Origin of the sequence: Campylobacter australis (assembly GCF_050586305.1) — a bacterium.
Taxonomy (GTDB): domain Bacteria; phylum Campylobacterota; class Campylobacteria; order Campylobacterales; family Campylobacteraceae; genus Campylobacter_A.
This window is the reverse complement of the sequence record NZ_JAXUAA010000004.1, coordinates 70,107-84,819: the sequence shown is the minus strand read 5'-3', so window position 1 is coordinate 84,819 and position 14,713 is coordinate 70,107. Positions and strand designations below refer to the sequence as shown.

General features: G+C 34.8%; 12 protein-coding genes. 9 read left to right on the top strand and 3 right to left on the bottom strand.

Features of this window, described 5'->3' with window-relative positions; translation table 11 throughout:
* The first annotated feature begins 47 nt into the window (after positions 1 to 47).
* Entirely contained in the window at positions 48 to 1,694 is a 1,647-nt protein-coding gene (locus U5B17_RS06685) for a retron Ec67 family RNA-directed DNA polymerase/endonuclease (protein WP_430804575.1), read from the top strand.
* Here U5B17_RS06685 and U5B17_RS06680 read toward each other — a convergent pair.
* The 3 genes from U5B17_RS06680 to nhaD are packed head-to-tail and all read right to left on the bottom strand — an operon-like array spanning position 1,686 to position 5,148.
* The gene (locus U5B17_RS06680; protein ID WP_430804574.1) at positions 1,686 to 2,183 is read right to left on the bottom strand and encodes a DNA-deoxyinosine glycosylase; all 498 of its coding nucleotides are present in this window, start codon (positions 2,181 to 2,183) and stop codon (positions 1,686 to 1,688) included. The genes U5B17_RS06685 and U5B17_RS06680 overlap by 9 nt on opposite strands.
* Before the next feature lie 59 nt (positions 2,184 to 2,242).
* Entirely contained in the window at positions 2,243 to 3,778 is a 1,536-nt protein-coding gene (gene guaA / locus U5B17_RS06675) for a glutamine-hydrolyzing GMP synthase (RefSeq protein WP_430804573.1), read from the bottom strand.
* Positions 3,778 to 5,148 (bottom strand): sodium:proton antiporter NhaD, encoded by a 1,371-nt coding sequence (gene nhaD, locus U5B17_RS06670; protein ID WP_430804572.1) that lies wholly within the window; start codon positions 5,146 to 5,148, stop codon positions 3,778 to 3,780. The genes guaA and nhaD overlap by 1 nt, the downstream gene beginning before the upstream one ends.
* Before the next feature lie 180 nt (positions 5,149 to 5,328).
* Here nhaD and U5B17_RS06665 point away from each other — a divergent pair, with 180 nt between their 5' ends.
* The 8 genes from U5B17_RS06665 to U5B17_RS06630 are packed head-to-tail and all read left to right on the top strand — an operon-like array spanning position 5,329 to position 14,559.
* Positions 5,329 to 5,799 carry a hypothetical protein gene (locus U5B17_RS06665; protein ID WP_430804571.1) on the top strand — a complete coding sequence of 157 codons (471 nt, stop codon included), beginning with the start codon at positions 5,329 to 5,331 and terminating at the stop codon, positions 5,797 to 5,799.
* On the top strand, positions 5,786 to 7,615 hold the full coding sequence (uvrC, locus tag U5B17_RS06660; protein WP_430804570.1) for an excinuclease ABC subunit UvrC: 1,830 nt from the start codon (positions 5,786 to 5,788) through the stop codon (positions 7,613 to 7,615). The genes U5B17_RS06665 and uvrC overlap by 14 nt, the downstream gene beginning before the upstream one ends.
* Positions 7,602 to 8,345 (top strand): hypothetical protein, encoded by a 744-nt coding sequence (locus U5B17_RS06655; RefSeq protein WP_430804569.1) that lies wholly within the window; start codon positions 7,602 to 7,604, stop codon positions 8,343 to 8,345. Before uvrC ends, U5B17_RS06655 begins: the two co-directional genes overlap by 14 nt.
* Positions 8,342 to 11,233: a hypothetical protein gene (locus U5B17_RS06650; protein ID WP_430804568.1), complete on the top strand. Its 2,892-nt coding sequence runs from the start codon at positions 8,342 to 8,344 to the stop codon at positions 11,231 to 11,233. Before U5B17_RS06655 ends, U5B17_RS06650 begins: the two co-directional genes overlap by 4 nt.
* 35 nt (positions 11,234 to 11,268) lie before the next feature.
* Positions 11,269 to 11,775, top strand: a complete 507-nt coding sequence (locus U5B17_RS06645) for a YqhA family protein (protein WP_430804567.1) — start codon at positions 11,269 to 11,271, stop codon at positions 11,773 to 11,775.
* 21 nt (positions 11,776 to 11,796) lie between these two features.
* Entirely contained in the window at positions 11,797 to 12,822 is a 1,026-nt protein-coding gene (gene hemE / locus U5B17_RS06640; protein WP_430804566.1) for a uroporphyrinogen decarboxylase, read from the top strand.
* A gap of 1 nt (position 12,823) precedes the next feature.
* A complete protein-coding gene (locus U5B17_RS06635; protein ID WP_430804565.1) occupies positions 12,824 to 13,735 on the top strand; it encodes a radical SAM protein in 912 nt (303 codons plus the stop codon).
* Positions 13,735 to 14,559: a pyridoxamine kinase gene (locus U5B17_RS06630; protein ID WP_430804564.1), complete on the top strand. Its 825-nt coding sequence runs from the start codon at positions 13,735 to 13,737 to the stop codon at positions 14,557 to 14,559. The genes U5B17_RS06635 and U5B17_RS06630 overlap by 1 nt, the downstream gene beginning before the upstream one ends.
* Positions 14,560 to 14,713: the final 154 nt, after the last annotated feature.

Below are 14,713 nucleotides of genomic sequence, written 5' to 3'. Positions count from 1 at the left end.
TGTGCCTAATGAGTCGCCACATACGATTTAAATGTTATGGTTATTAATTGGGAAATTTTAACAATTTACAAACACTAAAAAATTTTGCAAAATTTATGGATATACCGTTGCAAAAAATAACATATGTTATTTATAAACAAAAAATAGAAAATTTGTATTATTCATTTGAAATACCAAAGAAAAATGGTGGCGTTAGAACAATAGATGCTCCGCATGATGATTTAAAGCAAATTCAAATAAAAATAAAAAACATGCTATGGAAACATCAAAAAAATATATGGGAAAAATATAATCAAAATAAAATACCAAATATATCTCACGGCTTTGAAACTGATAAAACTTTTATCACAAACGCTATAATTCATAAAAACAAGCGTTTTGTTTTAAATATTGACTTGCTAGACTTTTTTCATTCTTTCCATTTTGGCAGAGTAAAAGGATTTTTTGAAAAAAATAAATACTTTAAAGTTTCAAGCGAAATTGCTATAACAATAGCTAGGCTTGCTTGTTATAAGCAAAGACTGCCACAAGGTTCACCATGTTCGCCAATCATAACAAATCTAATTTGTAACATCCTAGACATTAGACTTTTAAAGCTTGCAAAGAAATATAAATTAGACTATACAAGATATGCTGATGATTTAACATTTTCAACAAATAATAAAATATTTCCCAAACACTATGATAAATTTTTATTTGAAATAACATCCATTATAGAAAAGGCAGGTTTTAAAATAAACGATAAAAAAACTAGGCTACTCTATAAAGATTCTAGACAAGAAGTAACCGGTCTGGTGGTTAATAAAAAACTCAATGTTAGCAAAAACTATTACAAGACAACAAGAGCTATGGCAAATGCTTTATACAAAGATGGCAGTTTTACTATTAATGGAATAGATGGCACAATCGATCAGCTAGAAGGAAGATTTGCTTTTATAGACAGACTTTCAAAACATAATAATAAACTTGATGGAAAAAAGCGCGTTTTTCAGAATTTATCCGGCAGAGAAAAAGAGTATCAGAAATTTTTATTCTATAAGTATTTTTTACAAAATCCAAAGACACTCATCGTAACTGAAGGTAAAACAGATATAGTTTATATAAAATCAGCTTTAAAAAATTTATACAACTATTATCCAAAGCTTATAACAAAAGAAGGTAATAGTTTTAAATTTAACATATCTTTTCTTAATAAAACAGAACGATTAAGTGATTTTTTAGGTATAAACATAGACGGTGGAAGTGTGATGTTAAATATATATAACAACATGTATAACAATAAAAATAGTTTAGTGAAACTTTTTCAAAAAAAATACAAAACAGAAACACAAAATAAAGTGATACTGCTAGTTGACAACGAACAAAAAAACAAAGATAAGCCTTTAAAACAACTTCTTAATAATATAAAAATTGAGTTAAATAAAAAACTATATAGCCATATTACACACAATTTATATTTACTGACACATCAACTAGTTGACGACAAAGATGAATGTGAAATAGAAAATCTTTTTACAGATGAAACACTCAGCACAAAGATTGACAATAAAAGTCTATGCTTAAAAGAAAAAGATTTCAACAAAGAGATGCACTATAATAAGGAAAAATTTTCACAATATGTAAGAAAAAATTATAAACATATTGATTTTAGTAACTTTAAACCACTTCTTGATGAATTAAATAGTTTACTCTAAAATTTTTAACCACTCTTGCACTAAATTTTCAAGGCTAAATTTTGCATTTGCCGAACTGCTCGATGGTAATTTTATCACACTTTTACCAGTGTGATGCAAGATAATTTGTGTGTGAAATTTCTGACAAATTTTATAAGCTTTTGTGCCATTTGCAAAGACTGCTTTTATATTTGACTTTGCAAAAATTTCACTTAAATCAGCTGGAGTTACATTTTTCATATTAGTATCAAGTGAGCCTTTTATGGTGCAACTAAGTGCCGAGTCATATATCGCAATGTGATTTCTTAATAAAAAATCGCGCTTTTGACTATCGCTTTGTGGCACTGACTCACCAAAAATCTCAGCTAAAATTTGCCAAAATCTATTTCTTTTATTTGCATAGTAAAAACCATATTTACGAGAAATTTCGGAAGGAAATGAGCCAAGTATTAAAATTTGAGAATTTTCATTAAAAATAGGCTCAAACGGATGTGTTAAATTTTCTGTCATTACAAAAAACTATTATTATAAAAATTTAGGATGACAAGCAGTCATCCTAAAAGATAAGCCTATTCCCACTCAATGGTTGCTGGTGGCTTGCTTGAAATGTCGTAAACAACGCGGTTTATGCCATCAACCTCATTTATTATCCTACGGCTTACATTTTCTAGCAAATCATACGGAAGTCGTGAAAAGCTAGCCGTCATACCATCACTCGCATCGACAACACGGATACAAACAGCATTTTCATAAGTGCGATTGTCACCCATAACTCCTACAGAATTTACATTTAGTAGCACGCAAAACGCCTGCCAAGTCTTTTCGTACCATCCAGTGCTTTTTAGTTCATCACGAAGAATAACATCGGCTTTGCGAAGTAGCTCAAGACTAGGCTTATTTACCTCGCCCATTATGCGTATAGCAAGCCCTGGTCCAGGAAATGGGTGGCGGAATACTAAATCTCGGCTAAGCCCAAGCTCAAGCCCTAGAGCGCGCACCTCATCTTTAAAAATTTCTCTTAGTGGCTCGATAAGCTCAAATTTCATCCACTCAGGCAAGCCACCTACATTGTGATGGCTTTTTATCGTTTTGCCAGCACCAACAACAGAGCTTTCTATGATGTCAGTATAAAGAGTGCCTTGCGCTAGATATTTGACATTTGTATGCTTTTTAGCCTCTGCGTCAAAAACTTCGATAAATGTCTCGCCTATGATCTTTCGCTTTCTCTCAGGATCAGTTGCACCAGTCAAGCGTCCCAAAAATAGCTCGCTCGCATCGATAGTTATAAGATCTACACCAAGGCGAGTTTTAAATGTATTTTCAACCTGCGCTCGCTCATTTGTACGAAGTAGTCCATTATCAACAAAAACTACGATTAAATTCTCTTTTATACAATGTGCCAAAAGTGCTGCCACAACAGAACTATCAACACCTCCGCTAACCGCGCAAAGCACCTTATCAGAGCCTACTTTTTCTTTGATCTTTGCCATTTGATCCTTAGCAAAACTTCCCATGTTCCAAGTTGTTTCACAACCACAAATGTGCTTTGCAAAATTTCTTAAAATTTGTGTTCCAAACTCGGTATGTTGAACCTCTGGATGAAACTGAAGTGCATAAAATTTGCGTGTATCATCTCCAAAGGCACAAAACGGAGAGTGCTCGCTTGTCGCAAGAGAACTAAAGCCTTTTGGTAGCTCAAGAACAACATCTCCATGACTCATCCAAACGATTTGTTTGGCTGGCGTACCCTCAAAAAGCGGATGCGTACTAGAAATGCTAAGCTCTGCCTTGCCATACTCTTTTTTGTTTGCAGCCTCAACTTTTGCACCATTTGTGTGTGCTAAAAGCTGCATACCATAGCAAATTCCAAGCAAAGGAACGCCTAGCTCAAAAACACCTTTATCGCAAAAATAAGCATCCTCAGCATAGACGCTCGCAGGCCCGCCGCTTAGCACGACACCCTTTGGCTGTTTTATTTTTATATCCTCAAGCCTTGCGTTAAACGGCAAAATTTCAGCATAAACTCCCTGTTCACGCAGACGACGAGCTATTAGCTGGGTGTATTGTGAGCCAAAATCTAAAACAACAATATCTGCATTTCTCATTAGTATAATCCTAAAATTTCAAATTGAACATACCAAACCAAAAGCGAAACGATATATCCAGCCACAACCTTCCAAGCCTGAGCCATATGAGCACCAAATGTATAAATTCCCTTAAGCTTACCCATAACGCCAACGCCAGCCGCTGAGCCAAAGCTTATCATCGAACCGCCAATACCCGCTGTAAGCGTAACAAGTAACCATTGATCAAGCCCCATTTGTGGATTTGACTTAAGTACGGCAGACATAACAGGAACATTATCAACAATAGCTGAAACGAAGCCAACAGCGATATTAACGCTAGTAAGACCAAACACATCATAAAGCTTAATAAGATAATCCAAAAATCCAAGGAAGTGTAGCGCACCAACAGCAGAAAGGATACCAAAAAAGAACATCAGCGTATCATTTTCTATCTTTGACATAAAGTGAAACAAATTTATTGGCTTTTCTTCTTTGTAAATTTTCTTGAAGACATATGTATAAATTCCGAGTAAAGACATACCAAAAAGCATACCAAACATCGCTGGAAGATGGAAAAGTTGATGTCCTAAAACTGCACAAATGATAGTAAAAATACCAAGATATATTATCACTTTGCCACCTCTTTTGATAGTCACTTTTGGCTCTGTGGTAGGGTCAAAGTGAGGACTTCCCTCTGGGACACTAAGCGAAAGTAACCACGCTGTAAGCACCCAGCCTATGATAGAAGCAGGGAAAAGTGCTAAAAAGTCGATAAACGGAGCCTTGCCAGCCGCCCAAACCATAAGCGTCGTAATATCACCAAACGGACTCCACGCACCACCAGCATTTGCTGCAACGACGATATTTATGGCACCAGCAACCAAAAATGGTTTATTTTCTCGGTCGATAGTTAAAAGAACGGTCGAAAGGATGAGCGCAGTAGTAAGGTTATCTGCCACTGGGCTTAAGAAAAACGCGATAACACCAGTTAGCCAAAATAGTTTTTTATAACTATATCCTTTTGATACAAGGTTGTATTTTAAAGCATTAAAGACATCTCTATCTATGAGGGCTTCGATAAATGTCATTGCAACCGTTAGGAAAAATACTATCTGAGCGATCTCAAGGATTAGATGATTTACTTCATGATTTAACGGATGAACATCCATACCATTTACAACCATATAAATTCCTATAAGCACAAACATAAAAGTGCCTATAAATAGTGCGGGCTTGGCTTTATTTATATGATAAACCTCTTCTGCAGCGATAAAATAATATCCGATCAAAAACACGATAAAACATAGTATACCTACCCATGTAGTTGTAAGATCTGGCATCGTACTAACTTCGCCACCAGAGCCAAAAAGAGCTGAGAACATTAGCAACATAAGTGAAAGAATTTTCATCTTTTCTCCTTGGAATTTTTAAAATTTGTGATATTTTACTTAAAAAGAACTAAATTTTATTTAAATTTTATTTATCGCCTCGGTCTTACTCTTTTTTGTGGGCGCCTCATCATAAAAAGGTCGTGCTTTATATCCACAGCCAGCGAGAAAAATTAAGACAAAAAATGATAAAATGAGCTTATGAAACAAGCTAAAATTTTGATTGAACATATTTATAAAAATCCTTTGTATAAAAACTTAAGCAAAGCCTATGAATGCGCATGTTTGTTAAAAGTAATGCAACCGCATCATAGAAATTTAATAGCATTTTGCTATGTCAGTGGCGATACACTACATTGCGCACTAAAACACCCACTTGGACTACAAGAACTAAGGCATAATAGTAATATAATTAGCATAAAAAGCTTATTAAAGATTATAGCTACAAAAGCAAAAAATGATGGAAAAATATCTATTTTTGAAGGCATACATCACATAAAATTTTTTGTTTTACATGGAGTAAAAAAACCTCAACAAACACAACAAAATACACAAATTTTTAGACCTCTCAGAGCAAAAGGCGAGTTTGAAAATTCTTGCAAAGATGAAAAATTATACGAGAAATTTGAAGCATTAAGAGCCATTATAAAGGCAAAAAATGGCATTAATTGACCAGATAAAAACTCTACCAAATGAACCTGGCGTTTATGAGTATTTTGACAAACAAAATCGCCTACTTTATGTAGGTAAAGCAAAAAATTTAAAAAAACGAGTAAAAAGCTACTTTTGCTTTACACCAAAACTTGCTCCAAATCCAAAAGTCAGTATGCGAATTGCTAAAATGATAAGCCAAACTGCTAGACTTGAATACATCGTCACAAACTCAGAGGCAGACGCACTTATCCTTGAAAATTCCTTTATCAAACAGCTAAAACCAAAATACAACATCTTGCTTCGTGATGACAAAACTTACCCATACATTTATATAAATTTAGCCGATGATTACCCTCGTTTTGAGATAACAAGAAAGATCATAAAAGGGTCAAATATACGCTATTTTGGACCATATTTTAGCGGCGCAAGAGAGATGCTTGATGGACTGTATCTAAACTTTGCTTTAGCGCAAAAAAGATCGTGCCTAAAAGGCAAAAAAGCTTGTTTGTTTTATCAGATAGGTAGATGCAAAGCCCCTTGCGAAGGCAAAATCTCTACTGATGAATATGCAACGATAGTAAAGGAGGCTATTTTAGCATTGCAAAATCCAAATTTACTAATAAAGCGACTTAAAGAGATGATGAGCAGCTTTGCTATGACACAAAACTACGAGCAAGCAGCTATTGTGCGCGATCAAATAGAGGCTATTAAGAGTTTAAATACCAAAATTGAAGTCGATCTTGCAAGACTTGAGGATTTTGAGGCATACGCTGTTGTAGGCGAAAACGACTTGCTTTGTGCTGTGCGTTTTAGCGTGCAAAACGGAAGAGTAAATGGAGTAAAAAGCGTTATCACGATGGCAAAAGAGCTTGACAAAAACTCTATAAATGAGGCATATAAGCAAATAATCCTAGAAAGCTTTACACCAGAGCAACCATTTGTAAGTACAAAAATTTACACTCTTGATGAGTTTGAGGATAGTTGTATAATAGAAAATATACTAAATACTAGACACAACACTAGAAAATTTAGTATCCAAACACCAAAAATAGGTGAAAAGCGTAAAATTTGCGAAGTAGCTGCCAAAAATGCGCAAATAAACATCCAAAAACACCGCAAGACAAGCCAAAACGAGCTTTTATCTGAGATACAAAGCTATTTTGAGCTTGAGCATATACCATATGTTATCGAAGCCTTTGACAACTCACACCTTTTTGGTGAGGCAAATGTTGGTGCTATGATACGCTATGAAAACGGCGAATGGGCAAAACAAAACTACCGCCATATGCACTTACAAAGCAAAAATGATTATGACCAAATGCGTGAAAGTCTTACCGCAAGAGCTTTGCGTTTTGATAAACTATCCGCACCCGATCTTTGGCTACTTGATGGCGGAGAAGCAATACTAAGATTAGCGCATGAAATTTTAGCAAGCAGTGGAGCAAATGTTGATATCATAGCCATCTCAAAGGAAAAGATAGACAGCAAAGCACATCGTGCAAAAGGTTTTGCAAAAGATAAAATTTACACCACAAAAGGCAAATTTAGCCTTGGCACTGATGATAAAAAGCTACAATTTTTTCAAAAACTTCGCGACGAAAGTCATCGTTTTGCCATAAGTTTTCACCGAAAAACCAGACAAAAAAAAGATCTTGCAAACTCCAAGCTTGCTCAGGCTGGAGTTTCGCCCGGTAGCATAGAAAAATTAGTAAAATTTTATGGAAGTTTTGATAAAATTTATAGTGCAAATTTTGACGAGATAGCAAAGCTTACAAACAAAAGCGTTGCACAAAAGATTCAAGTGCTAAAAGGAACAAGAGTTGATAATATATGATGAGAATTTTAACATTCTAGGAATGGGCGAAAAGGCTCTTGACTTTTTAGAATTTTCAAGCCTTACTGAGTTTTTGGAAAATCACAAAGATGTAGGTGAATTCGTGGTTGGATATGATAACAAGCAAAGTATCATCAAGCACATACTTACACTATCATCTCACAGCAAAAAAGTACATATACGCTCACGCAGTGGCAAACTTTTAGTTATAATTTTAAAAGTTAATGAAATTTCTCATAAGCAAGCAAATAAGCTTTATGAGCTTGACTTGCGGCTTGAAGATAGGATATTTGACGATGAGATAAGCACAAAAGATGGCGCAACTCTTAGTATATTGCGATTGCCAATGATATTTAGCGAATCTAAAAACAAGCAAAATCTTAAACAAAAAAACATAGCTATAAACTTAGAATGGCTAGAGCAAGCAAATTTAAAGCTTGTACTCACAAGAGATGAGTTTTTACAATATCTTAAAATTTTCGTCCAAAGTGCAAATAAAATCGACATCATGTTGCAAAATTTAATAACCATACACAACTATAGCACGGTAAGAAAGATTGTTGCAAAACTAAAAGAACCAGCACAAAATCTTCATATAACGCCTTTAATAGAAATTTATAATGCACTTTTAAATGCGAATACAGCGGTCTATAACGATCTGCTTATAAGTGCCAGAGAGTGCATAAATTCACTGGCTGATTTATTACAACAACAAATGGACAGAAAATGAAAAAATACCTCATACTCCTGCCAATAGCTCTAGCTATCCTTACATTTAGCTATGGGACATATCATCAGACTATAAAATTAATAGACTTAAAAAAAATAAGCACAAATTTAAAAGAGCAAATCGTACTAAAAGACATAATACGCGCATTTTTTATTGAGCGACAAGCCATTATAGATGCAATAGATAAAGACACCATCTTACAAAATGATATCGCTAAAAAACTAAGAGATGAAGTCAATGAAAAGATAGGGCATCTAAAAAATGAAGAGCTTGCTGCATCTATGCTAGAACAGCTAGCAAACGCTAGAGAATTCATCAAACAAGGAAACATAAAATACAGTGCGGTTTTTATAAATTTTGATAAGACATTAAACAACAAAATACTGCAAAACTACTCGACCTTTGCAAGATCAGACCATATATCGATCCAAGAAAAAACTTACATTTTATCAACCATTTCAATACACAGCCATATTGCAAAGATGCTTGATGATAGAAAATTTATGTTAGACGCGCTACAAAACAAGACTGTTCCAAACAAAAGAGTTATCTCCGATTGGCTTGATATGGAAAGTTTGGCTGAAATTTCAAGCCAAGACCTACTAGATGATGAGATAAATGCAAAAATTTTAAATATAACAGAAAAAAACTACGGCAAAGAGTTGTTTGAAGAATTTAAAAGCGCTAGACAAAATTTTGTCACCAAAGAGCAAATCATAACAGAAAAAGACATCATAATGTTATACAGGCTAAAAATTTACCTGACTTCGCTCTTAACTCAAATCTCTGATGTCATAGATGAAAAGCTCTTAAGCTCAAATGAAGAAAATATAAATAATGCCAAGCTCTTACTATTTCTTTTTACGATGCTTTCGTTGCTATTCATGTATAAATTTTTCATAGCATATAAAGATGTATTAAGATACCAAAAAATCAAAGAGGCTACAAACGAAGCAAAACAGAAATTTAATATACAATCAGACGATGACTCGCATGCAAATATCATAAAAATATTAAGTGACATAACCCAAGGACTACAAGATGAAAAGGGCTATATAGATGGTCTAAATAGGCTAAAAAACAACTATATGACACACATAGCAAAGAAGAACAAACTACTTTTAAAAGAAAATTCTCAAGCCCTAGCATTTCTTAAAAAAGAGCTAAAAGATGTTGAGTGCATTAAGGTGATAAATCTTATCGAAGAAAATTTCTCAGCCACACATCTTATAATAGAAAACCTAAGCAAGATAGCAAATTTTAAGCAGGAAAACCTTGTGTGTAAAACAAGTACATTTTGCCCACAATCAACCTTTAAAAAAGCTCTTGAGGCAAATATCTACGAGATAGAAAAAAGACGCATAAACTACGCAACTTACATCGATCCGTCTATTAAAAATGAAGTTGAAGGCGACGAAAATAAGATAATAACCATCATCGCTAACATCATCTTTGGAGCAACAGCCCAGTGTAACGCCTACTCAAAACTATATGTGGAGATAAAACCAGCTGATTTTACTAAAAGCAGTGATGTTTCTCAAATTTTAGTAAGTGTTAAAAATGATGCAAAGCCAATGAGTGAAGCCAAGATAGCAACTATCCTAGATGCTGATAAAAACCGCCTACTGACTGCTGATTACAGCGACTTTTGGCTATCGATGGCAAATTTATACCTAAAAATGATAGGACTTGAGTTAAATATCAAAAGCACTCCAAATGTTGGAAATGAATTTTTCTTTACACTTAGGCTTCGTATCAAAAATGTTCGCGAGTCACTCTATGATAAATTTACAAAAAATGTTGCTTTTATCGAAGATAATAACAAAGAATACAACGACTTTTTCAAGCGAACTATGGACGGTCTTGGTATTAAATTTAAAAGCTTTGCAAATGATACAAAGCTACTTACTGGACACAACTACGACATAGTTTTTATCCGTAACGAACATGAGGTAAGTTCTGCTTTAAAAAACCTAATAGAAATAAAAGATCCACTAACGCCACTTGGAATTTTATCATTTATGCAAACAAATTCTCAGCTAAAAAGTGCGAAATTTAGCCTATTAAAACCACAAATTTTACTTATCGAAGATAATGGGATAAGCGTAAAATTTGCTGAGTTTGCCTTTAGAAACTATAACATTAACTTAACCATATCACACAACTTTGAGCCTTTAAGCACACAAAGTGAGAATGAATTTACCATAATATTTACAAGTATAAATTTAACCAACACAAATGTTGCCGAGACAATAAAACGCATAAAAGATGAAAACCCAAATTTCAAAACACCTATCATCGCAATGATCTCAAATACGAGTAAATTTTTATCCCAGCAAACAATTGAGATGTTTGATAGCACCATTAAAAAACCGATGGCGGGCGAAGAACTTGAAAAAATTCTAACCAAATACATCAACAATATCGAAAGTTTTAAAAAGCAAGGTAACCTAGAAAAAACAAACAAACATATCCTGCTTTACAAAAAAACACCATTAGAAAACAAAATTTTTGCTGGTGCGCTTAAAGAATTTAGTGAGTATCTGACTGTTGCAAATAGCATTGATGAGCTTGAGAAAGAGCTTAAAGAAAAGCCGTTTGGCGCAGTTCTTATCGATGAAAATGCAGCTGGCTTTGAGATGGATAAGGTCATACTTGATGTTGATGAGGCTAGGATTAGATATAGTGTCGATAGCAGGCTGTTTATCTTTAGTGAGATAAGCAAAGAGCTAGGCGGACTAAAATCTTATGTTAGAACACTTTCGCCACAAATAAACAAAACCAAGCTTTCAAGTATCATAAAAAATCTCCAAAGAGATGCCGAAAATAGCGAGTATTTAGAGAGAGAGAGAGAGAGAGAGAGAGAGAGAGCTGATCAACTAATATAAAAATTTTAGCAAAATTTAAACTAATAAGGAAAAAAATGTTAAAGAGTTTGTTTGAGAGATTGATGTTGGCGAGTAATATGTTTACCGTCTTACCAGTAGTTTTTTGTATATTAGGCGCCATAGTGCTATTTATCATCGCAAGCTACGATGTTATCGTCGTTTTTGGCGATATTTATGCTTACTTTTTTAAAGGCATACACCCTGAAAATTTCCACTCAGATGTGGTTGGGGCAATCGTTGGAGCGATAGATCTTTATCTTATGGCACTTGTACTTTTTATTTTTGGCTTTGGCATTTATGAGCTTTTCATAAGCCCAATAAAAGAACTAAAAGACAGCCAAAATTTAAATGTCTTAGAGGTACATTCACTTGATGAGCTAAAAGATAAACTTGCAAAAGTTATCGTAATGGTGCTAATCGTAAATTTTTTCCAGCGAGTTTTACATACAAACTTTACTACACCAGTTGAGATGTTATATCTTGCTGGTTCGATCCTAGCACTTTGTATAGGACTTTACTTCCTACACAAAGGTCATCACTAAAATTTACAAAAAAGGAAATTTATGATATTTATTGACGCATGTTTAAAAAAACCAACCCCATACACTCCTGTTTGGATGATGCGACAAGCTGGTCGATATCTACCTGAATATATGGCAGTAAGAGCCCAAGCCAGCGATTTTTTAAGTCTTTGCAAAGACTACAAAAAAGCAAGTGAGGTTACTATACAGCCTGTAGAAATTTTAGGCGTTGACGCAGCTATACTTTTTAGCGACATCCTTGTAGTGCCGCTTGAAATGGGTATGGGGCTAAAATTTATAAAAGGCGAAGGTCCTGTCTTTGACGCACCGATAAAAACACAGTCTGACCTTGATAAGCTAGACAGCGAACTTGCGGTTAAAAATCTAAGCTATGTATATGATACGATAGGCTTAACTAGACAAAATTTAGCTAACGACAAGGCGCTCATTGGCTTTTTGGGTGCGCCATGGACGCTAGCTACCTATATGATAGAAGGGCAAGGCACAAAAACTTACGCAATCTGTAAAAAGATGTTATACAGCGACCCTGAGCTACTTCATAGAATTTTAGACAAGGTCACAACAGCCTGTATCGGCTATGCAAAGGCACAGATAAAAGCTGGCGTAAATGCGATACAAATTTTTGACAGCTGGGCGGCCGCACTTGAAGAGAGTGCCTTTTTTGAGTTTAGCTGGAGCTACATCTTGCGTATCGTAGATGCCATAAAAGCAGAATTTCCAGACTTTCCAGTCATCGTCTTTCCAAAAGGCATAAGCGGATATTTAGATAAGATAAGCGGAAATTTTGATGTTTTTGGAGTAGATTGGAGTACGCCTATCGACCTTGCAAAGTCAGACCTAAGCCCACGCTATGTTTTGCAAGGAAATATGGAACCAACTCGTCTTTATAGCAAAAGAGCTATTGATGAGGGCATAGATGAAATTTTAAGCATAATGAAAGGCACGCCACATATATTTAACCTAGGTCATGGTATCTTACCAGACATACCTGTAGAGCATGCTAAGTACTTCATCAAGCAAGTTCAAGAAAAAAGTGCAAGGGCGTAGTTTGAGTGTAGTTTTTGGTCCGATAAATTCACGCCGTTTTGGTATGAGCCTAGGTATAGACCTGAGTCCAAAGGAAAAGTCATGCAACTTTGACTGTGTTTATTGCGAGCTAAAGGGGGCAAAGCCTAGAAATTTCATACCAGACCCTCCAAGTGTAGCAGATATCATAACTGAGGTAAAAAAAGCCCTAAAAACTCATCCAAATATCGATGTTATAACCATAAGCGCAAATGGAGAGCCAACTCTTTATCTACACCTAAAAGAGCTAATAACTGAGCTAAATTTAGTAAAAACAGACAAAAAACTACTCATACTAAGTAATGGCACTGGCGCACTAAATCCCAAAATTTGCAGCTCATTAAAAGATCTTGACATAGTAAAATTTAGCCTTGATAGTGCAATACAAAGCACCTTTAAAAAGATAGATCGTGATAAAAGCGGACTAGATATTAAAAATATCATCAAAGCAATGGCAGATTTTCGTAAAAATTTTCAGGGCTTACTTGTACTTGAGATACTAGTCGTTGCTGGTTTTAATGACAAGCAAAGCGAGTTTTTAGCATTAAATGAAGCCATAAATTTTATAGCTCCTGATAGGGTCGATATAAGCAGCATAGACAGGCCTCCAGCATATCCTGTAAAAAGCGTGAGTTATGAGCGCTTAAACGAGCTTGCTGGATTTATAAAAAATGTACCAGTTGTGCTAGCCAAAGCCCAAAAAAGCACAGAAATTTATAACTTTAGCTGTGATGAAATTTTACAAACTTTATCTCGCAGACCACAAAGCCAAGCAAATGTGAGTGAAAATTTTAGCGAGTCATCAAAACAAAACCTAGCCACACTTATAGATCAAGGCAAAGTCCATAAAGTCAGTGTGGCTGGAGTAAATTTTTATAAGATTAGGCAGGAGTAATGAAGCGAATTTTAACCATACAAGACATATCGTGTGTTGGCAAATGCTCACTTACAGTGGCACTACCTGTTATTAGTGCACTTGGGATAGAAACTTGTATCTTACCAACGGCAGTGCTTTCAACGCATACGGGTTTTAAAAATTTTACTTTTTGCGATTTAACCGATGAGATTGAAAAAATTTGCAACACATGGAAAAGTGAAAATATAAATTTTGATGGTATATATACTGGTTTTTTGGGTAGTTTTAAGCAACTTGAGATCATGGCAAAACTCCTTGATGAGTTTAAACAAGACAATCAAATCATACTTGTTGATCCTTGTATGGGCGATAACGGCAAGCTATATCCTGGCTTTGATCAAAATTTTGCAATGGCAATGCGCGAACTTTGCAAAAAAGCTGATGTCATAACGCCAAATCTCACAGAAGCAACCGCAATGTGTGGTATGGAGTATAAAAATGATGGCTACGATAAGGGCTATATCGATGAAATTTTATCTCGCTTAGCACAAATAGGCGCCTCAAAAATCGTCCTAAAAGGCATAAGCTACACTAAAAATAGCTGTGGTGTTATAGCGCTTGATACAAAAAGAAACAATCAATGCGAATACTTTCATGAACTACTTCCACTAAAAACAAGCGGAACTGGAGATATATTTGCCTCTGTGCTTTTTGGCTCGCTAGTGCTTGGTTTTAGTAAAGAGGAAGCGATAAAAAGAGCTGCAAATTTTGTTGTAGAGAGTATAAAAGCTACACTGCAAGATCCAAATAAAACTTGGTATGGCGTACAGTTTGAAAAAATTTTACATACTTTAGCATTGTAATCAATTTAGCACATAAGTTTCGTGGCATTAGTTAATTAAAAAAAATAATTAAAAAAGAGAGCATTTTTAGCAAAAATTTATAGCAGATCTATCCAAATTTTATAAACACTGTCAAATAACTAAGATATTTACAGAGTTAATTTTAGGTAAATTT